Annotated in this window: 23 protein-coding genes and 1 riboswitch; of the genes, 12 read left to right on the top strand and 11 right to left on the bottom strand. The window is 73.0% G+C overall.

All coding sequences use genetic code 11. From position 1 onward, the window contains the following. Nucleotides 1-15 precede the first annotated feature (15 nt). The 3 genes from LV78_RS01025 to LV78_RS01015 are packed head-to-tail and all read right to left on the bottom strand — an operon-like array spanning nucleotide 16 to nucleotide 2,156. Nucleotides 16-723, bottom strand: a complete 708-nt coding sequence (locus tag LV78_RS01025; protein ID WP_253842609.1) for an ESX secretion-associated protein EspG — start codon at nucleotides 721-723, stop codon at nucleotides 16-18. Then, entirely contained in the window at nucleotides 720-1,037 is a 318-nt protein-coding gene (locus LV78_RS01020; protein WP_253842608.1) for a WXG100 family type VII secretion target, read from the bottom strand. Before LV78_RS01020 ends, LV78_RS01025 begins: the two co-directional genes overlap by 4 nt. A gap of 9 nt (nucleotides 1,038-1,046) precedes the next feature. Further along, a complete protein-coding gene (locus LV78_RS01015; RefSeq protein WP_253842607.1) occupies nucleotides 1,047-2,156 on the bottom strand; it encodes a hypothetical protein in 1,110 nt (369 codons plus the stop codon). Nucleotides 2,157-2,429: 273 nt separating this feature from the next. On the opposite strand from LV78_RS01015, the gene LV78_RS01010 reads away from it, so the two are divergent. The 6 genes from LV78_RS01010 to LV78_RS40475 all read left to right on the top strand — a co-directional run bounded on the left by LV78_RS01010 (nucleotide 2,430) and on the right by LV78_RS40475 (nucleotide 11,247). Next, nucleotides 2,430-6,878: an FHIPEP family type III secretion protein gene (locus tag LV78_RS01010; RefSeq protein WP_253842606.1), complete on the top strand. Its 4,449-nt coding sequence runs from the start codon at nucleotides 2,430-2,432 to the stop codon at nucleotides 6,876-6,878. Next, entirely contained in the window at nucleotides 6,878-7,324 is a 447-nt protein-coding gene (locus LV78_RS01005; protein ID WP_253842605.1) for a DcrB-related protein, read from the top strand. The genes LV78_RS01010 and LV78_RS01005 overlap by 1 nt, the downstream gene beginning before the upstream one ends. Nucleotides 7,325-7,479: 155 nt before the next feature. Then, nucleotides 7,480-7,617 (top strand): hypothetical protein, encoded by a 138-nt coding sequence (locus LV78_RS01000; protein WP_253842604.1) that lies wholly within the window; start codon nucleotides 7,480-7,482, stop codon nucleotides 7,615-7,617. Nucleotides 7,618-7,646: 29 nt separating this feature from the next. Next, nucleotides 7,647-8,060: a hypothetical protein gene (locus LV78_RS00995; protein WP_253842603.1), complete on the top strand. Its 414-nt coding sequence runs from the start codon at nucleotides 7,647-7,649 to the stop codon at nucleotides 8,058-8,060. Between the two features lie 414 nt (nucleotides 8,061-8,474). Continuing rightward, nucleotides 8,475-9,530, top strand: a complete 1,056-nt coding sequence (locus LV78_RS00990; RefSeq protein WP_253842602.1) for a glycoside hydrolase family 43 protein — start codon at nucleotides 8,475-8,477, stop codon at nucleotides 9,528-9,530. A 94-nt stretch (nucleotides 9,531-9,624) separates the two neighbouring features. After that, complete coding sequence (locus LV78_RS40475; protein ID WP_301305614.1) at nucleotides 9,625-11,247, top strand: SdrD B-like domain-containing protein; 1,623 nt, start codon at nucleotides 9,625-9,627, stop codon at nucleotides 11,245-11,247. Between the two features lie 130 nt (nucleotides 11,248-11,377). Here LV78_RS40475 and LV78_RS00970 read toward each other — a convergent pair whose 3' ends face one another. Continuing rightward, nucleotides 11,378-12,058: an O-methyltransferase gene (locus tag LV78_RS00970; RefSeq protein WP_253842601.1), complete on the bottom strand. Its 681-nt coding sequence runs from the start codon at nucleotides 12,056-12,058 to the stop codon at nucleotides 11,378-11,380. After that, on the bottom strand, nucleotides 12,055-13,593 hold the full coding sequence (locus LV78_RS00965) for a hypothetical protein (protein WP_253842600.1): 1,539 nt from the start codon (nucleotides 13,591-13,593) through the stop codon (nucleotides 12,055-12,057). Before LV78_RS00965 ends, LV78_RS00970 begins: the two co-directional genes overlap by 4 nt. Before the next feature lie 136 nt (nucleotides 13,594-13,729). Further along, a riboswitch (cobalamin riboswitch) is annotated at nucleotides 13,730-13,810 on the top strand. Nucleotides 13,811-13,888: 78 nt separating this feature from the next. On the opposite strand from LV78_RS00965, the gene LV78_RS00960 reads away from it, so the two are divergent. Genes LV78_RS00960 through LV78_RS00950 form a run of 3 tightly spaced genes read left to right on the top strand, consistent with a single transcriptional unit; the run spans nucleotide 13,889 to nucleotide 16,784 of the window. Next, nucleotides 13,889-14,992, top strand: a complete 1,104-nt coding sequence (locus tag LV78_RS00960; RefSeq protein WP_253842599.1) for an ABC transporter substrate-binding protein — start codon at nucleotides 13,889-13,891, stop codon at nucleotides 14,990-14,992. Continuing rightward, nucleotides 14,989-16,011, top strand: a complete 1,023-nt coding sequence (locus LV78_RS00955) for a FecCD family ABC transporter permease (RefSeq protein WP_253842598.1) — start codon at nucleotides 14,989-14,991, stop codon at nucleotides 16,009-16,011. Before LV78_RS00960 ends, LV78_RS00955 begins: the two co-directional genes overlap by 4 nt. Next, entirely contained in the window at nucleotides 16,008-16,784 is a 777-nt protein-coding gene (locus LV78_RS00950) for an ABC transporter ATP-binding protein (protein ID WP_253842597.1), read from the top strand. Before LV78_RS00955 ends, LV78_RS00950 begins: the two co-directional genes overlap by 4 nt. Nucleotides 16,785-16,802: 18 nt before the next feature. On the opposite strand, the gene LV78_RS41445 is transcribed toward LV78_RS00950, so the two are convergent. After that, the gene (locus tag LV78_RS41445; RefSeq protein ID WP_253842596.1) at nucleotides 16,803-17,405 is read right to left on the bottom strand and encodes a TetR/AcrR family transcriptional regulator; all 603 of its coding nucleotides are present in this window, start codon (nucleotides 17,403-17,405) and stop codon (nucleotides 16,803-16,805) included. Between the two features lie 94 nt (nucleotides 17,406-17,499). On the opposite strand from LV78_RS41445, the gene LV78_RS00940 reads away from it, so the two are divergent. After that, nucleotides 17,500-18,213, top strand: coding sequence for an MBL fold metallo-hydrolase (locus LV78_RS00940; RefSeq protein ID WP_253842595.1), 714 nt, complete (start codon nucleotides 17,500-17,502; stop codon nucleotides 18,211-18,213). A 112-nt stretch (nucleotides 18,214-18,325) separates the two neighbouring features. Then, nucleotides 18,326-18,607 carry a DUF4287 domain-containing protein gene (locus LV78_RS00935; RefSeq protein ID WP_253842594.1) on the top strand — a complete coding sequence of 94 codons (282 nt, stop codon included), beginning with the start codon at nucleotides 18,326-18,328 and terminating at the stop codon, nucleotides 18,605-18,607. 29 nt (nucleotides 18,608-18,636) lie between these two features. Here LV78_RS00935 and LV78_RS00930 read toward each other — a convergent pair whose 3' ends face one another. From LV78_RS00930 to LV78_RS00915, 4 genes are all read right to left on the bottom strand, one after another. Beyond that, nucleotides 18,637-19,173, bottom strand: a complete 537-nt coding sequence (locus LV78_RS00930) for a putative immunity protein (protein WP_253842593.1) — start codon at nucleotides 19,171-19,173, stop codon at nucleotides 18,637-18,639. Continuing rightward, nucleotides 19,170-21,200, bottom strand: coding sequence for an ATP-binding protein (locus LV78_RS00925; RefSeq protein WP_253842592.1), 2,031 nt, complete (start codon nucleotides 21,198-21,200; stop codon nucleotides 19,170-19,172). Before LV78_RS00925 ends, LV78_RS00930 begins: the two co-directional genes overlap by 4 nt. Nucleotides 21,201-21,262: 62 nt before the next feature. Beyond that, the gene (locus tag LV78_RS00920) at nucleotides 21,263-22,168 is read right to left on the bottom strand and encodes a phosphotransferase (RefSeq protein WP_253842591.1); all 906 of its coding nucleotides are present in this window, start codon (nucleotides 22,166-22,168) and stop codon (nucleotides 21,263-21,265) included. Further along, a complete protein-coding gene (locus LV78_RS00915) occupies nucleotides 22,165-22,716 on the bottom strand; it encodes a TetR/AcrR family transcriptional regulator (protein ID WP_253842590.1) in 552 nt (183 codons plus the stop codon). Before LV78_RS00915 ends, LV78_RS00920 begins: the two co-directional genes overlap by 4 nt. 88 nt (nucleotides 22,717-22,804) lie before the next feature. On the opposite strand from LV78_RS00915, the gene LV78_RS00910 reads away from it, so the two are divergent. Further along, the gene (locus LV78_RS00910) at nucleotides 22,805-23,710 is read left to right on the top strand and encodes a TIGR03564 family F420-dependent LLM class oxidoreductase (RefSeq protein WP_253842589.1); all 906 of its coding nucleotides are present in this window, start codon (nucleotides 22,805-22,807) and stop codon (nucleotides 23,708-23,710) included. A gap of 49 nt (nucleotides 23,711-23,759) precedes the next feature. Here the strand turns inward: LV78_RS00910 and LV78_RS00905 are convergent, their stop codons facing one another. Then, entirely contained in the window at nucleotides 23,760-24,377 is a 618-nt protein-coding gene (locus LV78_RS00905; protein WP_253842588.1) for a hypothetical protein, read from the bottom strand. Nucleotides 24,378-24,493: the final 116 nt, after the last annotated feature.

Genomic DNA, 24,493 nt, shown 5'->3' with positions numbered 1-24,493 from the left:
GACGCGCCGATCGGCTCACCGCGCTCGGTGCAGGATTTCCCGGAAACTGGAGCGGAGCGCCCCTTCGGTCATCGGGTTGGCGCTGATCCACCCATCGCTCTCGGTCAGCCGCAACCTGCCAAGACCGCTGTCCACCCAGCGCACCTCGTTATCCGGCCTCGTGCCGAACTGCCCATTGGACAACACCGGGTGCAGGGCCGTGACCCAGTGCTGCTGGGCTGCTGGGCCGACACCGTGATCCGCCAGCACCCGTTCGATGAGGTGCTGCTCGCGCAGGCACTTGACCGCGTCGACTGCTTCGCGCGGCAAACTCATGGGCAAAGTGGATGCGGCATCCACCTTGGGAATCAGAGACAGCAGGGTGTTCGGCAACGGGTCCCGCGCCACTCCCAGCACCTCGATCCAGCTTGCGCGCTGCACGAGGACGACGCAGGCTCCTCGATGACGGAGTACCGACGCGGCTACCGGCACCGGTCCTCCCAGGACCAAGTGCGCGAGAATGCCCTCCCGCAACGCTGCCACCACATCGGCTGCCGCGCCCAGCGGCCCGCGTTCGTCGGCCAGCCCGCGCGACTCCAGCGCTCTGGCGGCGTTGTAGTTCTCCAGAGGACGCCCGAGGTGGCCCGCTCCGCTCGATGGTTCCGTGAGCGGCAGCGGCCATGGTCGTTCGGCGAACTCGCACAGCAGGCGCAGTTCCCATCCGTCCAGCAGGTTCCCGATCATTGCTTGAGGAAATCGGACAGATTTTTTGAATCTATTTCACGATAGGTGTCGCTGGTCGAATCGAGCTCGTGTGCGATGGCGGCCAATTGCAACTCCATCGTGTGTAGAAGTTCCCGGAACTCGGCCGCCCGGTCGTTGAACTTCTGGCTGAGCGCGTGCGCTTGCGGGCTGGACCCCATGGGCAAGGGGGTGGACATGGCCTCCACGTGCGCCCGCATCTCCTCGATCGCCCTGGAGAGTTCCAGGACGCCGAGGCAGGTCGACCGCAATTCCCCGACATCGACATTCAGAATTTTTCTGTTCCCGTGCACCACTTGTCCCTCCTACTCGCCGATCACTGCAGGCGCTGAACGGTCCAAGTCCCCGAACAGGTCGTACTCATAGGGGGAGCGCCTTCGTTTGGAGGTCTCTGAACTGCTGCCCGCAGCGCCTGCGCTCTCCTCCTGGGCTCTTCCCTGCGCCGTGACGTCACCTCCGGCAGCCAGCCCGCCCACCGCGGCCTGAGCTGCGGGCGATCTACCTGCGGGGTGGTTTCCCGCCGTGAGGCCGCTCGACGCGGCGGTCATCGCCTGCCACCTGGCCTCGGGCCCCACTGCCGACCAGGACGGCGCGGTGGAAAGTTGAGTCGTGTCCAACCCTGAAGAGCGATCGCCGAGTTGGGCCTGCTGCGTGTCGTGAGTCCTCTCCTGCGGGGATCGACCGGCCGTGGCCTGAGAGGGTGTTCGGTTCAGCGCAGTTGCGATCGTGGGCGCGGCCACCAGGGACGTGATCGTCGACAGGGTTCCAGCGAACTGGGGCGTGCTGTCGTCGATCTCCATGGCGCCCTGCTCGTGGTCGCGCATGACCTGCACGGCCCAGTCCTTGTGGGACCTCTCATCGAGCATGTCTCCCAGCACGCTGGTGGTGCCACCGAGCACGGTCCCGATCACTGAGGCCAGGAGATCCGACTCTCCTCCTGTCGCGTCGCTTCCGAAGCCCGCGCCCAAGGAAGCGCCAGTCGCTTGATCGCGAGGAACGGGCATCGCACGCTGGGCCGCTGCGAGTTGATCCGCTGCTGTGCTGACGGTGGTCCCCATGTCCGCAGCTGTGTGCGCCAGGTCTGCCAGCCAAGCGGCGTTCTGCCCCAGCAGTTCGAGCGCGTTGTCGGCGCTCTTGCCCGTCCACGAGTGTGCGAGCGAAGTCAGGAGCCGGTTGAACTGGCCGCTGAGGAACTCGATGGCCTCACCGTGGTCCCTCCACCGGATCGCGCCCTCGTACGTCGCGGACAGGTCGGCGTGCTCGTGGAGCATGTCGAACAGCTGCCGATGGCTGTAGTTCTCCCAAGGCACACCGCCTGCGACGTACCGGTCCGTCGTGAGCGCCTCGGTTTCCGAGCTCGCTGGGAGGGGGGTTCGCTTCCCCTCGCGCGCTGCGCTGCCCTCGAGCTCTTCCAAAGCGGCCTCCTGTGCCGTTTCGATCTCGTGTTCATGATGCCCGAAAAGCTGCCCCTGATGGTGTGATGCGCTGCTCTTCGTTTTGCTCTTTCACATGCGAAAATTATTCAACACTGAAGGGTTTCGTTTTTATCTATCGCGGAACGGGTTCTTTGTCTACGCAAAAATGCGATTTTCTCGACGCTTGTTCTCGTTGTTCTTGGGGGATTCGGGTGCAAGAATCCCCACCGGCTGGTCGACCTCGGCGGACCGGCGACCTGGAAGGTGGCGCTGGTGGCAGGAGATGATTGGCGCGGACAGGGCAAGGTGGTCGACGTCAACGTGCTTAACGGCCATCAGGGGTCCGTCGATGGCGCGGTGGTGATGGCCGGAACCATCAACGGTGGAATTCACCTGCGCAAGGGCGACGGCGCCGATTCGGCCGGTCCGGAGCAGCGGCACCGCATCGGTGTGGAGATCCGGCAGGTCGTGGGTGGCACGCAGGTCCGCTACCGGTTCGAGAACGCTGCGGACCGCGTGGTCGTTGTGCCTGCGGCCGAGGTGGCGGACGCGCTCCACCACGTCCGGGCGCTGCACCGGGACGCGGCGAACGCAGCACCGCGCGCTCGCGCAGCCATGCTCGTGAACTGCGGAGCTCGGCTTCACGCCTTGCTCGACACCGCGGAGCGGGTGCTGAGCGAATACCGCGAGCGCACTCGAGGGGCTTGGCCGACGCTGCTGCTCGCGATCGATGCCGAGGAGGAGATCGCACGTCTGCCCTGGGAGCTCTTGCACGATGGCGAGGTCTTCCTCGTCGCCGCTCCCGACCCCGTCATCCCGGTCCGAGTGGTCGCGTCCGGCGGGCGTCCCCGCCCGGCGGCCAAGCGTGGCCTGAGGCTGCTCTTCATGGCCTGCGCGCCGTTGGGCGGTTTGCCGGGGCTCGACTACGACGCCGAGCACGACGCGATCATCTCATTGGCCCGCACGCACTCGCTGGAGCCGCACTTCGACGATAGCGGCAGCCTCGTCGACCTCGAGAACCGGTTGGGCGAGTACGAGTGCCACCACTTCGACGTGATCCACCTGGACGGCCACGTCGAGTTCGTCCGAGGGGAGGCGGTGCTCGCCACCGAAGGAGTCCGTGGTGAGCGGGTCGACGCCGACGCGACCGCGCTGCGCGAGGCCGTTCGGGCCAGTGGACCTTCCGTGCTGTTCCTCTCCGGGAGGTCCATGAGCGACGAAGCCGACGGCTTCCCCACCGGCTCGCTCGCGGCGAGACTGGTGGGAACCTGCGTTCCCGTCGTCATCGGATGGGACAGGCGAAGATCCGATGCCCGCGCGTCCAAAGCGGTGACCGCCTTCTACCAGGTCCTGGCGAGAGGACGAACGCTGGTCGAAGCCCTCGCCACCACCTACCGCGCCATGCTCATCGACGGTGGGAGCGACTGGCACTGCCTGAGGGTCTTCGTCGCGGGCGAGCCCTCCGGCGCCCTGGTCACCGCGCCGAGAGCGGGCGGCGCCCGCCTCGCGCGAGTCCTGCCCGGACCAGGCGATGAGGGGCGTAGCGCCGAAGGGACCGGATTCGTCGGCCGCAGGCGGGAACTCCAGGACGCCGTTCGCTTGCTCGGCGTCACCGGTGCACCGGACCCGGTCGGACTTGTCCTGTGCGGGATGGGAGGGCTTGGCAAGACCCGGCTCGCCCGCCGCGTCCAGCAACGGCTCACCGCGGACTACGAGGTGGTGCGGGTTGAAGGCGACTTGACCAAGCGCAAGCTCGTGGACGCCATCGCCGCCGACATCGAGCGCGACGTCCACCTGCAGCAGGTGGACGCCGCGCTTCCCCTCGTCGACCGCCTCACCCGGTTCCTGCGCGGGTGGGCGATGTCGCGGGTGAAGCTCCTGCTGTTCGAGCTGGACGCGTTCGAGCACTCATTCGAGGTCGAACCCGGCGGCACGCGGGCGATCACCCTCACCGCCGGACGTCCGACGACCACGCCGGAAGCCGCGATGGTGCTGACCGCGCTGGTCACCGCCGTGCGGAACTGCGGGTACGGGCCGTACCGGATCATCATGACCACCCGCTACCCGCCCGATTTGCCGTGCACGCGGCACCTTAAGGTCACCAGGCTCGGTGCGCTCAGCCGACTCGACCTGGAGCGCGTGGTCGCACGACGGGTGGGAGGTCTCGCCGCGCTGTCCGCTGACCGGGTCGACGCTGTCATCTCCATCGCGGGTGGCAACACTCGGTTGACCGAGTGGTTGGTGAGCACTGCGCTGCGCGAGACCAGGATCGAACCGGACGCGCTCCGCGCCGTCCTGCGCGACAACCGGATGGACTTCCTGGAGCAAGACGTCTTCGCGCCCATGCTGCTGAGCAGGATCGGTGTTGGAGACGCACGTGTGCTGGAGGCCGCTTCCCCCTTTCGCATCCCCGTGCCCGTCGACGTGCTGACCAGGTTGACCGGTGATGACGCTCGGGAAGTCGTGTGGCGGTTGACCGACCTCGGTCTGCTGGAGCACCGGGCGGGGGAGGTGGACCGGTTCGTGCTCCCCGGTGTGCTGCGGTCCCGGCACGCCTCCGATGACGACCCCGAGGCACTGCGCGCCCGATATGCGGCCTGCGCTCGTGAACTCGCGGCGTGCTCGGCACGAACGGTAGCGGTGGAGGACTTGACCGAGGTGGACGTGGCCGCGCTGCTGGAGGTCCACCGGCTTTCCCAACTGGGCGCGAGTCTGGTACTGGAGGTGGAGTCCGCTGTCGCGCTGGCGGACCACCTGCTGTTCCGCCAGCGGTTCACCGAGGCGCGTCACCTCTGCATGGCGACCTTGGCCCGGCTTCACGAACACGGTCGGGAGCACCACGCGCTGTACCTGATCATGGGGCAGGTCCAGCTGGAGTTGGGGGAGCCCCAATCGACCGTGTTCCTGGACCGGGCGTTGGAGGAGTGCCCGCAGGAAGCGGGCGCCGACCGCGCTGAGATCCTGGCGACCAGGGGATTCTGGTCCACCGGGCACTCGCCCGAGCACGCGTTGTCCGATCTGAGGACAGCGGTTGATCTGGCTCGTGAGCACGAAGCGCCGATCGTGCTGGCGTTCGCCCTGCGCTGCAGGGCCAGGGCGCTCGACGCCGCCCGCCCGCCGGGGTGGACCGCCGAGGTGCCCGCGCTGATCGCCGAAGCGCTCGACCTGGTTCCGAGTGACGGTCTCCACCACGCCGCCGTGCTGGTGGACCGCGCTATCGCCCAGCACCTCCCGAACGGTGCGGTCGCCGATGCGCTCAAGGACCTGGACACCGCCCTGGCCATTGAGGAGGCGAAGGGCAGCAGCGCGCACCAGGCCATCACACTGCTGGCGATGGCCAACGCGGCACTGGTGCGTGGACGAGCGGACCTCGCTGTCCGCTGGGCGGACGACGCGGCGTCCCGCAGTGCCGTTCCACGTGTCAAGACAGGCCTGCACCTCCTGCGCGGGGGGATCGCGTACCTGGCTGGCGACCTGGTTCATGCTCGCTTCCACTTCAAGGTCGTGCGTGAGAAAGCACGGGAGATCGGGCACCTGGGGCACCAGCTCGATGCGCTGGATGGTCTGCTTCGGGTGTTCGCAGGCATGGGTGACCGCGAGGAGGCCGACAGGATCAGACGTGCCCAGAAACGGCTTGTGAACGAGCTGAAAGATCCCACGGCGCTGATCAGCGCTCTGCTCGATCCGCGTGAGCTCGACTCCGTGGGTGTTCGGACGAGGGTCGAAAGGGCGAGCGAAGCCGCCGCGATCGCCGCTGCTGTCCACCTGCCCGACCGTGAGCTCCGGGCATGGCAGGTCTACTTCGACCACTGCGCCGGGGCAGAGGTGCCGGAAACCGACCTGGAGGGCCCGCTGCGCCGGATGCTCGAACTGCTCGGTGCGAGCGGTGGCGGTGGGGCGCCGTACGCGAAACGCCTCGGCGTGTTGCTGCTGCGGGCGGAGCGCTTCGCCGAAGCCCGCCAAGCGCTCATGACCGCTTTGGGGCACTACGAGCAGCACGGTTTCCGCGAGAACGCCGCAGAGGTCCGCGAATGCCTGTCCGAGGCGGCCAGGGGAGCGGGCCGTGCGGACGAGGCGGAACACCACCTGTGGGTCGCCGCGTCGCAGCGGCTCCAGGTCGGGGCGTGTGCAGCCGCCGCCCGGACGTTGCGCGCGATCGCCGCGCTGCGTCCGGACCACGCAGGGGAGGTGCTGCTCCTGGCTCGAAGGCTCACCAGGATCGCGCCGTCCGGACTCGACGAGGAACAGGTGCTGCTGGACATGGCGACGACCGAAGAGGGAGCGCGCGAGGAAGCCGTGCGCGCCCGCGCCCGCGCACAACCGCTGTTGATAGCGGTGGCACCTGACTTGGCCCCGTGCGTCGATCCCGCAAGGGGCGGCCGGTTCTTGGCCGCTGTCGAAGCTGTGCGGGGTGACGTGCGCGCCGAAACGGGGTGGACGGTGCCGGAAGTGCTCGTTACGCAAGCCCTCGACCTGCCCACGGCGCGGTTCGTGATCAACCTGTGGGGAGAACCGGTCGTCGAAGGTGTTGCGGACGAAGCGCTGCTGGGTGACCGCGTGGGTGCGGTGGTGGTCGCGCTACGCGCTGCGGTGGCTGACCACCGAGCACTCTTGTCCGCCCCTGAACCGGCGCCCGCGTTCAACCCGGAGGTGGATGCGCTGTCCGCTGCGGAAGTCCTCGCCCTGCTGCGCGAACAGGCCTCTGCCGGAGAGGGGACGTGATGCGCTACGCGGGGATCCCGAGTCTTCTGCTGCCCGTTCCCCAGGGTTGGGAGGACCGGTCCCAGCTCATCCTGGCGGTCGCGGGGGAGGGGTTCCGGCGCAACCTGCTCGTTGTGGTGGAGGACCTGTCCGGACGCAGCGAGAAGGACTTCGTCGAGGGCCACCTGGAAACGCTGGCGGCCACTTTCGCCCACCTCTCCGTGCGGTTGGAGGAACCGGTGAAGTTGGGCGCCCACGAGGGACAGCTTCTGGACTACGACTTCACCTCGGACGGTCTGCGGTACCGGCAGCGCCAGTTCCTCGTGTTCCGGGGTGAGCGGGCGTACTGCTTCACGTACAGCGATACCTCGGACCGCTTCGAGGAGCACGTCCAAGCGATGGAGCAGCTCGTGGGCGGCATGCGATTCGTCGACGAAGGTCGTCCTGCCGACGCGTTCGAGGTCTGAAGCGGACTGAGCGAACGCGGCTGATCAAGCGCCCTGCTCCTCCGTGCCCTCATCGCAGTGTGCGAGGTGTCAAAGGTCGAGCCAGGCCTCTGCGCTGGAAGTTGTGGCAGGCGTGAGAGCGCGTGGTTGTCAGTGATCGTCGCTACCTTTAGGGCGTGATCATCTCGCGCACGCACTCGGGAGGCGATGAAGGTGCGCCACCACCCGGCACGTCCAGGATCGAGCAGGAGCTGTTCACCGTGCTCTCCATGATCCTCGGTCCCGGTAAGAGCGGGTCGTCGTCAGTGGGCTGAACCGCCTTCGGGCCGATATGGCTTTCGAGTTGGAGGTCGACAACCTGATCCCCGCCTACTCGCGCAAGGTGCTGCTTGTCGTCGAGTACGACGGGGCCTATTGGCACGCTGGCCGTGAGAAGTATGATCGCTGGAAGGTCGAGAGGAGCCTGGACGCGGCGCAGTGGCAGGAATCCGAAGTCGTTCGAGTCCGTGAGGAGCCGCTGCTCCCGCTACGGCTGAGCGATGTGTGGGTGCCGAAGCGATCGAGTGCTGTGATGTGCGCGCGTTTGATTCTCCTGCACCTGTTGCAAGGCTTTCTCGTGCCACTGCGGGCGCATGATGTCTGCAAGCGGGTGGAGCACTTCCTCGCAGCTGCTGCCAAACCTCTCAAAAAAGATGAAATTCACTGCGAGCAGTGCTGGAAACTGGCTAGCGCCCTGCGCGAGGCGGGACTCAAGTAGAGCCTGTTGTCGGTGACACTGCTGAACGGGTCGAAGTGAATTCGTTGCCAGGTGTACCTCCCGATCGTCTGAACCTCGTTGCAGCTCTGGTGGTCCACCTCATGTCGGACGGCTCCTGCGGCTGGCGCAGTCGGTCGGTTTCGGCGAGCGGATCGCACAACTCCTCCTGGCTCGCATGCGCATGCCCAACTGGGCGTCCGAGACGACCAGTGCCTCCAACTGCAGCGTCGTGAGTTCCACCCGCTGCTGCTTTTGAGGGCTATGACCACGAACATGCCCCCCGCCCGAACGGCCCCGCCCGCCAGGGGTGAAGCGCCCCCGCCCGGCGTTGACACCGGCCCCCGCCCGCCCCGACGCTCGGGGACCCGGCTGGGCGGCGACGGGGTCGTCCGGCCCCGGCGTGCGGAGATGCCGATGACCCACCGCCCCGCGTTCCGCAGGACCGCCCTCGCCACGCTCGTCGGCCTCGCCCTCTCCCTCCTCGCCGCCCCCGCCCCCTCCGCCGCCTCCCCCTCCTCCGCCGCCCAGACCTACACCGGCTACCTCTTCGCCTACTTCCTCGGCGAGGGCAGCCCCACCGGCGAACGCGTCTACCTCGCCACCAGCCGAGGAAACGACCCCGTCCGCTACGACACCCTCAACAACGGCGCCCCCGTCCTCACCTCCACCACCGGCACCACCGGCGCCCGCGACCCGTTCCTCATGCGCAAGCGCGACGGCGGCTTCCTCCTCATCACCACCGACGCCAAGATGCACGACGGCCCCTCCTGGGACCACGCCCAGCGCCACGGCAGCCGCAACATCGTCATCTGGGAGTCACCCGACCTCGTCACCTGGTCGGCCCCCCGATTGGCCGAGGTCGGGGACGACACGGTCGGCAACGTCTGGGCGCCCGAGGCCTTCTACGACCCCGCCACCCGGCGCTACGTCGTCTTCTGGGCCTCGAACCTCTACCCCCGCACCGACCCCCAGCACACCGGCCCCAGCTACAACCGCGTCCTCTACGCCACCACCACCGACTTCCGGACCTTCAGCCCCCAGCGCGTCTGGATCGACCCCGGCCACGCCGTCATCGACACCACCGTCGTCACCGACCGGGGCCAGTTCTTCCGGTTCACCAAGGACGAGCGCGAGCAGTCCCAGGCGCCGTGCGGGAAGTTCGTGTTCCAGGAGCGAGGCCGCTCGTTCTTCGGCCCCTACGGCAAGGTCGCCGACTGCCTCGGCCGGGGCGACATCGCCATGGGGGAGGGGGCGACCCTGTTCCAGGACAACGACTCCGGGCGCTGGCACATGTTCGTCGACGAGTTCCTCGGGCGCGGCTACGTCCCGTTCGAGACCGACGACCTGGCCTCCGGCCGCTGGACGCCCTCCGCCGCAGCCGACCTGCCCACCGGCAGCAGGCACGGCTCGGTCCTCCCGGTGACCGCCGACGAACTGCGCCGGGTCCGCGCGGCCCACCCCAACGGATGATCACTCGATCCGGGCGACTTCCTGGTCACCCCGGTCAGCGTGGCGCATAGTCCGTGCTGACCCCCGTTGCCCGGCAGGGAGAGCCCAACACCCCATGCGCGCCAGCACCGGCCGCTCGCGCCGCACCCTGCCGATCATCGCCCTGGTCGCCGCCTGCGCCGCGCTGCCCGCCGCACCCGCCCCCACCCCCGCGCTCGCCGAACCCACCGCCGAGCTCACCGGCGCCGTCTACAGCGACCGGTACGACCCGCACGACCCCGCCCAGACCACCAACGGCGTCCGCGACCCCGGCGAACCGGGCCTCGGCGGCGTCCCCGTCACCCTCGTCGCCGCCGATCCGACCACCCGGATCACCACCACCAGCGACGCCACCGGCGCGTTCCGGTTCACCGGGCTGCCCGCCGGGACCTACCGGCTGGAGGTCGACGCCTCCCGCTACCGCCCCGCCCGCGCCACCGCCGGTGACGCGGGCGGCGACGCCACCCCCGGCGCTGTCGACGGGGTCGTGCTCGCGGACGGCGACCGCGCCTCCGGGTACGCGTTCGGGCAGGTCGGCGGCGTGCTCGACGGGGCGGTCTACCGGGACGACAACAACAACGGCCAGCGCGAGTACCCCGCCGAACCCGGCGTCGCCTCGACCTCGCTGGTGCTCTCCGGCGCGGCGCACGCCGTGGCCACCACCAACCCGGACGGGTACTTCCTGTTCCGCGACCTGCCCTCCGGCTCGTACGCGGTCACCGAGCGCCAGCCCCCCGACTACGCCGACGGCGTCGACACCCCAGGCACCGCCGGCGGCGCGGCCGTCCCACCGGACACCCTGGCCGGGATCGTGCTCGGCGCCGGGGCCACCAGCCGCTACAACGGGTTCGGCGAGCGCGGTGACGCGGTGGGCGGGGTGGTGTTCCACGACGACGACGCGGACGGCGTCCCCGACCAGGACGAGGCGCGCGCCCCCGGCGTCGGGGTGCTGCTCAGCGGCGTCGACGGCAGTGAGCAGCGCACCGTCACCGACCCGAGCGGGGGTTACCTGTTCGTGGGGGTGCCAGCCGGTGACTACACGCTGGTGGAGGAACAACCCGAGGGCTACGGCTCCAGCACCCCCAACCAGGTGAACCTGACCGTGACCGCCGGGCGCGGGGCCACCCGAGACTTCGGCGACCTGCTCGGGTCAGCCTCCGGCGTGGTGTGGCTCGACGCGGACCGGGACGGCGAGCACGACCGAGGTGAGCCGGGCGCGCCGGGGGTGCGCGTCGACCTGGTCGGCGCCGGGAGCACCACCACCGGCCCGGACGGCGGCTACCTGTTCGACGGGCTCGCGGTGGGCGAGCACGAGCTGGTGATCACCCCGCCGGACGGCACGGTCCTCGTCTCCGGCGCGTTCGACCAGGGCAGCCGCTCGACCACGGTCCCGGTGCTGGACACCGGCGCCGCGTCCGGCGCGCGGGTGACCGGCCTGGACGCCGGGTTGGCCGACACCGCCCCCGCACCGGGCGGACCGGTGATCGCCCCCAGCGACGCGCCCGCGTCCACGATGGTCGTGCCGATGCCCACCGCCTCGGACCCGCAAGCGGGCGGAGGCCTCCTCCCGGACCTGGGCGACCTGGCCTGGACCGGCCTCAGGTGGGGCGCCCTGCTGCCGGTCGCCGTCGCGCTGCTCGGACTCGGCCTGGTCGGCTACGGCGTCACCGGCCTCCGGCGAGGCCGCCGCCGCGCCTGACCTGGCAGAGCTGATCCGGCAGGTCTGACCCCGGACCCGGCAGGCCCTGACCTCGGCTCCGGCAGCCCAGACCTCGAACCCGGCACGCCCGGCCCCACTAGGCCGGACCCGCCGCTACTCAACCCCGCCGCTACTTCACCACCGCCAGCGCGAACCCGTCCCACCCCTTCACACCCACGGTCTGCAACGCCGTCGCCGCCGCCACCCGCTCGTCCCGCCCCAACGCCTCGACCAGTGCCCGGCTCCCCTGAACCCGAGCGTCCGCGCTGCCCGCGTCCACCACCGCCCCGTCGCGCACCACGTTGTCCGCGACGATCACCGTCCCCGACCGCGACAACCGCAGCGCCGCCTCCAGGTACACCGGGTTGTTCGGCTTGTCCGCGTCGATGAACACCACGTCGAACGGCGCCACCCCGGCCTCGACCAGCCCGCGCGCGCTGTCCGCCGCCGGACCGAGCAGCAGCTCCACCCGGTCCGCCACCCCCGCCGCCGCGAAGTTCGCCCGCGCCACCCCGGCGCACCGCTCGTCCACCTCCAGCGTGACCACCGCGCCACCCGCGCCGACCGCCCGAGCGAACCGGATCGTGCTGTACCCGGCGAGCGTCCCGAACTCCAGCACCCGCCGCACCCCCGCCATCAGGCACACCAGCTCCAGGAACCGCCCCTGGTTCGGCGCGACCTCGTGCTCCGGCAACCCGGCCGCCCGCCCGGCCTCGCGGGCCCGCGCCAACACCTCGTCCTCCACCGCCAGCTCCGCCGCGAAGTACCCGTCGACGTCCCGCCACCGCTGCTCGGACCCGTACACCCTCACACCCGCTTCCTGCCGAAGGCCGCCCGCAACTGCGCCCGCACCCGCCGCCCGGCCACCCGCACCGGCCCGACCACCGACTCCCGCACCCACCGCGCGGGCCCGACCACCGCCGACCGCCACACCGCCCGCACCCCGCGCCCGACCTCCCGCGCGACCGCGCGCACCCCGCGCCCGACCGGCGTCAGCACCTCCCGGTACACCCACCGCGCGGGCGTCACGACCAGCACCCGCCCCACCGCCCCGAGCCAGCGCACGACCGGCGCCGCCACCCGCCGGTACGCCCACACCACCCCGTCGGCCAGCGCCACCAGCGCGGTCCGCACCACCCGGCGCAGCACCCACCGCACCCCCAGGCCAACCCGCCGGAACACCCACGCGACACCCCGCCAGGTCCCCCGAACGACCCGCCCCAGCCCCCGGAACAGCGCCAGCACCCCGTCGCGCCCGCCCCGCGCCAGTCGCACGACGACCTCGTCCCACAACCACCCCAGCGGTCGCGCCACCACCAACCGCAGCCCCCGGCCGATCGCCAGCAGCACCACCCGCGACCTGCGGTAACCCCACCTGACGCCGTGACCGAACGGGCGCAGCGCCAGGCGGTAGAGCACACCGCAGACCCGCTCGACGCCCCTCACCGCACCGTCGAAGCCGACCTCCAGCACCCTGAGCACCCCGGTGGCCACGAACCGCAGCGCGGTCCCGACCGGGCGCAGCACCCAGCGCAGCAACCCCCGCCCGACGGACCCGAGGCCCCGGCCGAGGGCGGTGAACAAGCTCAGGAGCACCCGCCACAGCGCGGCCCGCACCCTGCCCAGCCCGCGCAGCGCGGCGCGCACCGGCCGGGCGACCAGCTGCCGGAGCACCACCGCGACGGCCCGCCCGAGCGGGCGCAGGGCGCGGTCGCGCAGGAACCGCCCGCCCCGGCCGAAGTGGCGCCCGAGCAGGCGGGCCAGCGCGGCGAGCGGGCGGAGCACGGCGGCGCGGGCGCCCCGCAGGACCAGCCTCAGCCACTCCCGGACGAGCTGCACCGGCACGACCACCCCGACCGCGATCACCCGCGCCACCCAGACCGCCCAGGTCGGGGGCTCGGGCGGCGGGGGCTCCGCAGCGGTGGGGACCTCCGGCGCGGTGGTGGGTGGACGGGGCGGGTCCGGCGCGGCGGGCGGGGTGGGCCGGGGGAGCGGTTCCGGCGCGGCGGACTCCACGACCGCTCCCGGCGCCGGGAGGCCACCGGGCGCGCCGGACTCCACGACCGGTTCCGGCGCTGGGAGGCCACCGGGCGCGCCGGACTCCACGACCGGTTCCGGCGCTGGGAGGCCACCGGGCGCGCCGGACTCCACGACCGGTTCCGGCTCCGCGGGCGCGACGGGGCGCCCACCCGCCACGGGCGCCTCCGAGCGACGGGGGAGCACCGTGTAGTCCGGCGCGGCGAACCCGATCGGGTCCGCGAACGGGCGCCGGGGTGTGGTCTCCGACTCACCACCGCCCCGCGCGGGTCTCGGCGCTTCCCCGGTGTCCGGCACTCCCTCGGTCATGACCCCTTGATACCTGGTCAAGCCCCTCGCGCGCCGCGACTTCGGGCAGTTTCCCCTGCAACGTTGCAAAGGTCGGTTTTCACCCGGTTGTGTTAGCTTCTCCACCGGCTGGAGCCGGTCCGCTGTGGACCGGGCGGGGGAACCCGGTGCGAATCCGGGACTGACGCGCAGCGGTGAGGTGGTCCGGCGGGAGAGCCGGCGCCGAGTCCGAGTACCCGACCAGCTCCCCGCCCCAGCGGCGGGGGACACCGTACGGACGGGCTCCGCGACCGAGCCCTCGACGTGAGGAACCGCTGTGCGCCCAGCACGCCGCCGCACCACCCTGCGCTCGATCACCCCGAGCCGCACCACCCTGCGCTCCAGCGCCCCGAGCCGGGCCCGCCTGCGCTCGACCGCCCTGCTCGTCGCGCTCGCCGCGACCGTCACGGCCTGCTCCTCGACCCCCGAGCAGGACGCCCCCGCCGCGAGCACCGCCGACGCCGCCGTCACCCTGGACAACTGCGGCCGGAAGGTCACCGTCGCCAAGCCCCCGCAGCGGGCCGTCGCGCTCAACCAGGGCAGCGCCGAGATCATGTACGCCCTCGGCCTCGAGGACCGCATGGTCGGCACCGCCACCTGGACCGACCCGGTCCTGCCCGAGCACGCCGCAGCGAACGAGAAGGTCCCCCGCCTCGCCGACAACGCGCCCTCGTTCGAGCGCGTCCTGGAGGCCGAGCCCGACTTCGTCGCCGCCTCCTTCGAGTCCGTCCTCGGCACCGGCGGCGTCGCGAGCCGCGAGCAGTTCGAGCAGCTCGGCGTGCCCACCTACCTCTCGCCCACCGACTGCGGCGCGAAGGACAACAGCGGCGACGGCGACGGCGTCCGCACCACCCCGCTCACCATGGACGACGTCTACGGCGAGATCCGCGACCTGGCGAAGGTCTTCGGCGTCGCCCAGCGCGGCGACGAGCTCGTCGCCTCCCTCCAGCAGCGCATGACCGCCGCCACCGACGGCCTCAAGGCCCAGGGCGTCGACCTCATGTTCTGGTTCGCCAACTCCGAGTCCCCGTACATGGGCGGCTGCTGCGGCGCGCCCGGCGTGGTCGTCACGGCACTCGGCGCGAACAACTCCTTCCAGGACACCCGCGAGGAGTGGCCCCAGATCAACTGGGAGGCCGTCGCCGAGCGCGACCCGGACGTGCTCGTCATCGGCGACCTGACCCGCCGCTCGCAGACCGCCGAGACCGGCGCCGCCAAGATCGCGTTCCTCGAGTCGAACCCGGTCACCGCGCAGATGACCGCCGTCAAGCAGAAGCGGTACGTCCAGCTCACCGGCCAGGCCATGAACCCGACCATGCGCACCGTCGGCGCGGTCGAGACCGTCGCCGAGGCGCTGCGCGGCTTCGGGCTCGGCGGGTGACCGCGCGCCGCGCGCCCCTGTGGCTCGCGGTCGTCGGCGGGCTGGCGCTGCTGCTGGTGTCCGTCGCGCTCGCGGTCACGTTCGGACCGGCGGGCATCGGGGTGTCCGACGTCTGGACCACCGTGCTCGCCCACCTCGGCTGGGGGACCTCCTCGCTGTCGCCGCTGCGCGACGGCATCGTGTGGCACCTGCGCGTGCCCAGGACCCTGCTCGCCGCCGTCTGCGGGGCCGGGCTCGCGGTGTGCGGGGTGGTGCTCCAGTCGCTGCTGCGCAACCCGCTGGCCGACCCGTTCGTGCTCGGGGTGTCCTCGGGCGCGTCCACCGGCGCCGTGGTCGTCGTCGTGCTCGGCGTCGGCGGCGGCGCGGTGACGCTGTCCGCCGGGGCTTTCGTGGGCGCGGTGTGCTCGTTCGCGCTGGTGCTGCTGCTCAGCCAGGCGCTCGGCGGGCGGGTGGACCGGGTCGTGCTGTGCGGGGTCGCGGCGATGCAGCTGTTCTCCGCGCTGACCTCGTTCATCGTGCTCACCGCCGCCGACGCCGAGACCACCAAGGGCGTGCTGTTCTGGCTGCTCGGGTCGCTGGCCGGGGCGTCGTGGACCGACGTCGCGGTGTGCGCGGTGGTGCTGGCGTTCTCGCTGGCGGTGTGCGTGGGCCACGGGCGCACGCTCGACGCGTTCGCGTTCGGCGAGGACGCCGCCGCCTCGCTCGGCGTCCGGGTCGGGCGGACCAGGGTGGTGCTGCTGTGCGTGACCGCGCTGCTGACCGCCGCGCTGGTGAGCGTCGCGGGCGCGATCGGGTTCGTCGGACTGGTGCTGCCGCACGCGACGCGCGCGCTCATCGGCTCCGCGCACACCCGGCTGCTGCCGGTGACGGCGCTGACCGGTGCGGTGTTCCTGGTGTGGGTGGACACGGCGGCGCGGACCGTGCTGGAACCGCAGGAGGTGCCGGTGGGGGTGCTGACCTCGCTGATCGGGGTGCCCGCGTTCATCGTGGTGCTGGCGCGCGCGGGGAGGACGTCGTGAGCGCGGGTCTGGCCGCCGGTTCGGTGCGGCGCGTCACCGGGGGCAAGGTCATCGTCGACGGGGTGACCCTGGAGCTGGAACCGGGCACCACGACCGGGCTGCTCGGCCCGAACGGCGCCGGGAAGTCGACGCTGCTGCGGCTGCTGTGCGGGGTCCTCGCGCCCACCTCGGGCGTGGTGACCCTCGACGGCGAGCCGCTGGGCCGCTCCCGGCGCGAGCTGGCGCGGCGGCTCGCGGTGGTGGCGCAGCAGGCGGAGACGCAGGTCGAGCTGACCGTGGCCGAGGTCGTGCGGCTCGGGCGCGTGCCGCACCGCAAGCTGCTGGCCGGGCCGACCGCGCGGGACGAGGAGGCGGTCGCGCAGGCGCTGGAGCGGACCGGGCTGACCGGGCACGCCGGGCAGTCGTGGCACACGCTGTCGGGCGGGGAGCGGCAGCGGGTGCAGATCGCGCGGGCGCTGGCGCAGGAGCCGAAGGAGCTGCTGCTCGACGAGCCGACCAACCACCTGGACATCCAGCACCAGCTTGAGCTGCTGGGACTGGTGGTGTCGCTGCCGGTGACGGCGGTGATCGCGCTGCACGACCTGAACCTGGCGGCGATGCACTGCGACCGGCTGGTGGTGCTGCGGGCCGGGTCGGTGGTCGCGGCGGGGCGGCCGGAGGAGGTGCTGACGGCGGAGCTGATCGGCGAGGTGTACCGGGTGCGCGCGGAGGTGACGCCGACCGGCGTGGACGGGCGGCCGCACGTGCGGTACCTGGGGGTCGGGCGGGGGTAGGCCCTCGGTCCTGGGCCCTCAACCGTCGACCGGGCCACCGTCAGCAGGTCCACCGTCGGCCGGGCCCGCGCCCCGCTCGCGCAGCGCGTCGGTGAGCAGGGAGACGCCGTACTCGTAGGCCCGGTCGACGTCGCCGCCCAGGTTGAACCCGCCGCCCAGCTCCATGGTCAGGAACCCGTGCGCCCACGCGGTGAACGTGCGCGCCGCGTCCAGCGCCCGCTCCTGCCCCACGAGCGCCGCCGAGGCCCGCAGCACGGGCGCCGCCACCCGTGCCAGCACCGGTTGTGACATCGCGCCCCCGGAGCTGAAGACCAGCGCGAACCCGACCGGCCGCTCGTGCGCGAAGACGCGGATCGCGCGCGCCATCGCGGCCAGCGCGTCCGCGCCCGCGAGGTCCCCGGCGGCGGAGGCGAGCAGCTCCCCGAGCTCGTCCGCCGTGGCCTCGGTGATCAGGACGACGAGCTCCTCGCGGTTGCGCACGCGCTTGTAGAGCGACGGCGCCCGCACCCCGACCCGCTCGGCGACCGCCTGCATGGTCAGCCCGGCGGCGCCGCGCGACTCCAGCAGGTCCCGCCCCGCCCGGACGATCTCGGCGACGGACGTGCGATCGGGCGTCGGCACGGGCGTCTCCTCTCCGCGAATGATGGCTATTGACGTTAGCCATGATGGCTACGTAAGTTAGCCATCACAGTCTAGCGACCCTGGAGCGACAGCGATGAGACTCGGCCCCCACCTCCACCGCATCGGGAACGACGTCGTGGCGGCCTACCTGATCGTCACCGACGAGGGGATCACCGTCGTGGACGCGGGCATGGCGGGCCACTGGCGCGACCTGCTCGCCGAACTGGAGTCGATCGGCCGCACCCCGGCCGACGTGCGCGGCGTGGTCCTCACCCACGGCGACACCGACCACATCGGCTTCGCCGAGCGCCTGCGCCGCGACCACGGCGTCCCGGTCCACGTCCACCCCGCCGACGCCGCGCGGGCCAGGGGCGAGGTGAAGTCGAAGCCCGAGTGGGGCGGCACGAAGCTCGGCCCCCTGCTGGGCTTCCTCTGGTACGGCGTCAGGAAGGGCGGCCTGCGCACCACCTACCTCACCGAGGTGGTCGAGGTGCACGACGGCCAGGTGCTGGACCTGCCCGGCGCGCCCCGCGTGATCGCCCTGCCCGGCCACTCGCCGGGCAGCCTGGCCGTGCACGTCCCGATCGCCGACGCCCTGCTCGTCGGCGACGCGCTGACCACCCGCCACGTCCTGACCGGCGAGCTCGGCCCGCAACCCGCGCCGTTCACCGACGAGCCGGAGCGTGCGCTGGAGTCGTTGGCGCGCCTGGCGGACGTCGAGGCGAAGTGGGTGCTGCCGGGGCACGGCGCACCCTGGTCGAACGGCGTCCCGGCGGCGCTGGAGGCGGTCGGGGCGGCGCGCGGTTAGGCCGCCGCGGGCTTCCCCGGAATCGATCAGTTCCGGAGAAGCCCGCGCCCGCCCGACCTCCTAGAGTGGCGCCCCGGAACCACACCCGTCACCACCCCCCCAGGAGCGCACCGTGTCCTTCCAGGCCTACCTGGACGCGATCGAGGTCAAGACCGGCAAGATCCCCGCCGACCTGGTCGCCGAGGCCCGCGAGCGCGGGTACGGCGCCGACGCCAAGGCGGGCGAGATCGTCCAGTGGCTCAAGGACGACTACGAGCTGGGGCGCGGGCACGCGATGGCGCTCGTGCACGTGATCAAGAAGGGCACCCGGATCGACGACAAGCACGTCGGCACCGGCACCGCGCACAGCGATCCCAGCAACGAGCTGCGCCTGGACGGCAAGGCCAACCGCTAGCCGTCCCCTCACCGCCTGCTAGCCAACCGCTAGCCGTCCGCACGCCGCCGCAGCGCCGCGTCCAGGAGGCGGGTCAGCTCCCCGGCCCGCCCCCGACCGGCCGGGGCGTCCGGGTAGCGCCGCAGCACGGCGACCACCGTCGCGCCTGCCAGCGCCTCCGCCCGCGCCAGCACCTCGGCGGCGTCCCCCGAGTCCAGCTCGGCGGACAGGGCGTCGTGCGCGGCGGAGCCGAGGACGTGCGGCACCTGGGTGGCCTTGGCCAGCGGGTGCAGGTACGCCGCGCCCGCCGCCGCCACGGCCGCCCGCGCCGCCTCGGCGGCCACCGGGTCACCCGCGTCCCGCGCCTCCCCGCACGCCCGCTGCGCCGCCCACGCCCCGTCCCGGATGGCCTTGGTCCGCCTGCCGCCCTCCGCGAACGCCCGCGCCGCGTCCACCGCCGCGCGCGGCCGGTCGTCACCGGGCCGCCGGGCCTCGTACCGCGCGAGCGCGGGCTCGGCGCAGGCCACGGCGTAGGCCGTGACCGCGCGCAGCTCGTCGGTGGTCAGCTCGATCGCGTCACCGCTCACCCCAGCAACCCCCGAACCCGCTCCGCCGCGTCTTCCCGGCCCTGCCCCTCGTACAGCACCAGCGCCTCCTTCCACGCCGTCCGCGCCGAGTCCTCCGCGCCCAGCGCCGCGCGCGCCTCGCCCAGCTGCTCCAGCACGTCCGCCGTCATGTTCGTGTTGTGCAGCCCCCGGTACAACCGCAGCGCCTCGGCGCAGTGCTCGGCCGCCTCCCGGTGCCTGCCGTCGCCGTGCTCGATCACCGCCAGGTAGTGCCTGGTCGTGGCCTCGCCGTCCGGGTTCGGGTGGGCCCGGTACAGCTCCAGCGCGGCCTCGCAGTCGGCGCGGCCGGCGGCCCGGTCGAGCAGGCGCGCGGTCAGCAGGCCCCGGTAGGTCAGGGCCGCCGCCTCCCACACCGGCTGGTCCAGGTCGCGGAACAGCTCGCAGGCCAGCCGCGCGTCCGCCAGTCCGCGCTCGTCGTCGCCGACCTCGCAGCGCACCCAGGCCAGCATCCGGTGCGAGTGGGCGCGCTCCGAGCGGTCGTCCCCGGCCTCGGCCAGCTCCAGGGCCTTGTGCAGGTGCACCACCGCCGCCCGGCGCCTGCCCAGGTGGGCCAGCGCGCGGCCGAGGAAGCGGTTGGCGCGGATCAGCGGCATCGGCTCGGCCAGGTGCTCGGCCGACTCGACCGCGCGCTGCCAGGTCAGCACCCGGTCGCGCAGGTGGCCGCAGCGGCCGTGGAACGAGTCCGCGCCCCAGGCCAGCAGCCACGCCGTGTGGTGCTCGCCCGCGCTCGCGGCGCTCTCCTGCGCGGCCAGCAGGTTCGGGTGCTCCTCGGCCAGCCACGACATCGCCTCGGTCGTGCCCGCCGGTGGCCGCACCAGCGCGCCGCGCGCCGGTGGCGGGAGGGGGAGCGGTTGGCGGTGCGGGGCGAGGAGGCGGTCGCAGGCGTGGGCGGTGCGGGCGTAGTGGTCCAGCAGGCGGGTCAGCGCGGCCTCCCGCTCGTCCGCGTCCAGCGCCTCGTGGGCCACGGCCAGCGCGTGCACCCGCACCAGGTCGTGCATCGAGTAGCGGCCCCGCTCGTCCTGCTCCAGCAGCGACGCCTCCTCCAGCGCGCGCAACGCCTGCGCGGCGGCGGAGGGCGGGAGGTCGACGAGGCTCGCGGTGGCCTCGCGGGACAGGTCGGGGCCGGGGGAGAGGCCGATCAGCGCGAACAGGCGGCGGCGCTCCGGGGGGAGCGCGTCGTACGACCAGGACAGGACGGCGGGCAGGCTGACCGCGGGGTCGTCGTCGTCCAGCGCGGCCAGCCCGGACTCGCGCAGCTCGGCGGCGAACCCGGCCAGCGGCGCTCTGGGCCGCAACCGGGCCCGGCTGGCCACCAGCGCCAGTGCGAGCGCCGACCCCCGGCACAACGACACCAGCTCGGCCACCGCCTCGCGCTCCTCCGCCACCCGCTGCGCGCCAAGGCGGGCCGTCAGCAGCGCCTCGGCCTCGTCGGCAGTCAGGGGCGGGAGGCGCTCGTGGTGCACGTCGTGCTGGACGAACAGCGGGCGCAGGGCGTTGCGGCTGGTGACGATGACCGCGCTGGAGCGGCCACCGGGCAGCAGCGGCGCCACCTGCTCGGCGGACGCCGCGTTGTCCAGCACCACCAGCACGCGCCGGTCGGCCAGCAGGCTCCGGTAGAGCCCGGCCTGGTCGTGCAGGTCGGCCGGGATGCGCGACGGCTCGACCCCCAGCGCGTCCAGGAACCCGCGCACCGCGACGGAGGTCTCCATCGGCCCCCCGTCCGGCGTGAACCCGCGCAGGTCGACGAAGAGCTGCCCGTCGGGGAAGCGCCCGGCGTTCCGGTGCGCCCACCGCACGGCGAGCCACGTCTTGCCCACCCCACCGGCCCCGGCGAGCGCGAGAACCGGCGGCACGCCTTCGTCCTGAGCCGCCAGGAGCGCCACGTCGAGGCGCTCCAGCTCGGCGTCCCGACCGACGAACCTGGTGGGCTCGGGCGGGAGGCGGCGGGGCTTGGCGGGTAATGGCGGCAGGGCGTCGGGCTGGGGCATCGGGGCACCTCGGGGTCGGGGGAGGACCACGGTAGCCGGGAAGGGGTGGCGGGGGAGGGCGATCAGCGGTCCGGCAGCCCCCGCAACCGCCGCAGGGTTCGGCGCCCCGCCGCGCCCCAGGTCGGTTGGCCGCCCGGTTCGCCGCGCGTCCAGGCCCGCCCCACCGAGACCATCAGCAAGCCGGACAGCAGCGCCCAGCCCCGCGCCCTCCGGACGGTCGCCTCGTCACCGTGCGGGCACAGCGCCAAGAAACCCGGGATCACCTGCTGCGGCAAGAGCTTCCAGGCCGCCGACAGGTCCACCGCCGGGTCGCCCGCGCACAGCTCGCCGAAGTCCACCACGCCGGTCAGCAGACCGCCGTCGGTGACCACGTTCGCCGGGTGCAGGTCGCCGTGCAGCCACACCTCGGGGCCCCGCCACTCCGGAGCCTCCACCGCGTCGGCCCAGATCCGGTGCAGGGCAACCGGATCCACCTCGTCGCCGACCCGCTCCAGGTACGCGGCGAAGTCGCCCGACCGGGCGCTCAGCGGAGCGCGGCGGGACGGGTTGTCGGGAGCGTCCGGGGGCGCCGGGCGGTTCAGGGCGCGCAGGAAAGCGGCCAGGGCGGTCGCGGACTCGGTCGGCGCGGTCAGCTCGCCGGTGTCCGCCGGTGTCCCCGGAACCCAGGTCACCACGGACCACGGCCTGGGGAAGCGCGCGGAAGGCCCGGTGAAGCGCAGCGGCGTCGGGACCGCCAGGGGGAGGAGCGGGGCCAACCCCGGCAACCAGCGGAACTCCTTGGCCGGCAACGCCGGTGACGTCTCCAGCACCGGCAGGCGGACGGCCAGGTCCTCGCCCAGGCGCCACACCTGGTTCGCCCACCCCGACTCCACCCGCCGCACTGGCGCCCCGGCCAGGTCCGGGTGCGCCTCCGCCACCAGTGCGCGCACCAGCTCCGCCGTCGTCTCCCACCGCCCCGACCCGCTCACCGCGCCAGCAACCCGTTCGTCGCCAACCCCATCAGCACCTCCGCCCGCCCCGCCGGATCACCCTGCGACTCCGCCGCCAGCGCCACCCCGTTCGCCAGTTGCAGCACGTCGTCCACGGTCACCCCCCGCGCCACCGAGCCCTCCAACCGCGCCTGCGCGAGCAACCCCAGCGCCGCCGCGCGGACCGCCGTGTGCGGGGAGAACACCGGCTCGTAACCACCCCCGGTCAGCGCCGCCCCCAACCCCCGCGAGGTCGCCGCGTGCGCCACCACCTCGCGCAACCACACCGCCAGCGCCTCACCCGGCGGCAGCTCGCCCGCCAGCGCCTCCGCCCGCGCGCACAACGCCTCCACCCGGTCGCGCAGCACCGCCTCCAGCAGCTCCGCCCTGCCGCCGAAGTGCCGGTGCAGGGTGGCCGAGCCGACCCCGGCCCTGCGGGCGATCTCCTCCAGCGACGCGCCGGGGCCCGATTCGGCGATCACCTCGTGCGCGGCTGCCAGCAGCCGGTCGCGGTTGCGGCGCGCGTCCGAGCGCGAGTTCGGTGCCACAGCTGCTCCTTGCCAAGTGGGGTGGACCCTCCGTATCGTACCGACCAGAAACGGGGTGCCCACCCCGTTTCATCGGGGAGGGCTCCAGGTGAAGATCAGCACCGCGATCGGCGACGTCCGGGGAACCACCGCCTTCGACGACCTCGTCGACCAGGCGCGGGAAGCGGCCGACGCCGGGCTCGCCCGCGCCTGGATCAGCCAGGCCACCGGCTGGGACGCCCTCACCGCCATCGCGGTCGCGGGCGCCGCCGCACCGGGCGTCGAGCTCGGCACCGCCGTCGTCCCCGTCCCCCAGCGCCACCCCCTGGTGCTGGCCGCCCAGGCGCTCACCGCCCAGGCCGCCACCGGCGGGCGCCTCACCCTCGGGATCGGCGCGGGCATCGGGATGATGGTGTCCGGCGCGTTCGGGCTGCCCACCGACCACCCCGTCGACCGGATGCGCGAGCACCTCACCGCGCTCCGCCCCCTCCTGCGCGGCGAGCCGGTCGAGCACCGGGGGAAGTGGATCACCGCGGCCGGCGCCGTCGCCGTCCCGCCGACGCCCGCCCCGCCCGTGCTCCTCGCCGCACTCGGACCGCGCATGGTCGACCTCGCGGGAGAAGCCGCCGATGGCGCGATCACCTGGATGGCCGGCCCCAGGAACCTCGGCGAGCACATCGTCCCCCGGCTCGCGGCGGCTGCCGCACGGGCGGGCCGAACCGCGCCCCGGGTCGTCGCCGGACTGCCGGTGTGCGTGACCGACCACCCGGACGACGCCCGCGCCCGCGTCGCCGACCGGTTCGGGCTCGCAGGCCAGGTCCCCGAGTACCGGGCCGTCCTCGACCGGGAAGGCGCGGCGGGACCGGCGGACGTCGCCCTCGTCGGCGACGAGGAAGCCGTGACCCGCGCACTGACCCGCTTCCGGGACGCGGGCGCCACCGAGTTCATGGCCGCGCCCTTCGGCGCCCCGGCCGAACGAACCCGCACCACCGCCTTGCTCGCCCACCTCGGCTAGCGCGCCCCGCCCGCCCCCCGGTGCGGCCGACCGCCGCCGAGCGCGGTGGTCAGTCCCGGAGCGTCCAGCCGTGCGCGGCGCACTGCCGCGTCGCGGCGGCCAGCACCGCCACCCGGTCCCCGACCATGTCGTTCAACGCCTGGGGATCGTTGCGCATCCCCAGGTTCCACAGCTGCCCGGACAGCACCTCGCTCGCGACGGTGCGCACCTCGAACAGCCGCGCGTGGCCGTACCGGGTCAGGTACCAGGCGATCAGGTAGCTGGTGCTGGGAATCCTCGGCCCGCCGGTCTTGTTCCCGATGGTCCCGTAGCAGACGACCTCCGCCGTGCTCGCGACCCCGCCGAGCTCCACGCTCCCCCTGGGAGCGCCGTCCCCGGTGGAGAAGAACTCCGGGTCCCCCATGCCCACCACGGAACCCACCCCGCCCGGAACGGTCATGAACACCCCGCGCTCCCGGTGCACCGCCACGGCGTTCGCGGGCAGCCCGGCGAACGGGTCCCCCTCCCCGCCCACCCGGCCGACCAGCGCGGTCACGCCCCGGTTCCCCAGCGTGCGCTGGAGTCCGAGCAACCCGGCCTCGACCGGCCGCCCCCGAGCCTCCCGCCGCCCGACCTCCCGCCCGACCTCCTGCCCGCCGGACTCCGCGCGGGCGCTGCGATCGCGCATCGGCTGCCCCTCCCGTGGATTCCCCCGGCCGAACGGTAGGCGTCCACCTGCTGCTCGCGGAAGCAACCGTTCGGCCGCCCCACCCCCCGCGCGGGGGAGTCCAGTCCGACGTGGAC

It is taken from the genome of Actinosynnema pretiosum (assembly GCF_024171695.1).
GTDB classification, from domain to species: Bacteria; Actinomycetota; Actinomycetes; order Mycobacteriales; family Pseudonocardiaceae; genus Actinosynnema; species Actinosynnema pretiosum.
This window is presented reverse-complemented; position numbering and strand designations above follow the sequence as displayed.

Bases quoted from the DNA above. Each gene is read 5' to 3' on its own strand.
- LV78_RS00965 (WP_253842600.1), bottom strand. From the start codon at position 13,593: ATGACCGAGGGAGTGCCGGACACCGGGGAAGCGCCGAGACCCGCGCGG.
- LV78_RS40475 (WP_301305614.1), top strand. From the start codon at position 9,625: ATGCGCGCCAGCACCGGCCGCTCGCGCCGCACCCTGCCGATCATCGCC.
- LV78_RS01025 (WP_253842609.1), bottom strand. From the start codon at position 723: ATGATCGGGAACCTGCTGGACGGATGGGAACTGCGCCTGCTGTGCGAG.
- LV78_RS01005 (WP_253842605.1), top strand. From the start codon at position 6,878: ATGCGCTACGCGGGGATCCCGAGTCTTCTGCTGCCCGTTCCCCAGGGT.
- LV78_RS00925 (WP_253842592.1), bottom strand. From the start codon at position 21,200: ATGCCCCAGCCCGACGCCCTGCCGCCATTACCCGCCAAGCCCCGCCGC.
- LV78_RS00990 (WP_253842602.1), top strand. From the start codon at position 8,475: ATGACCCACCGCCCCGCGTTCCGCAGGACCGCCCTCGCCACGCTCGTC.
- LV78_RS00905 (WP_253842588.1), bottom strand. From the start codon at position 24,377: ATGCGCGATCGCAGCGCCCGCGCGGAGTCCGGCGGGCAGGAGGTCGGG.
- LV78_RS00940 (WP_253842595.1), top strand. From the start codon at position 17,500: ATGAGACTCGGCCCCCACCTCCACCGCATCGGGAACGACGTCGTGGCG.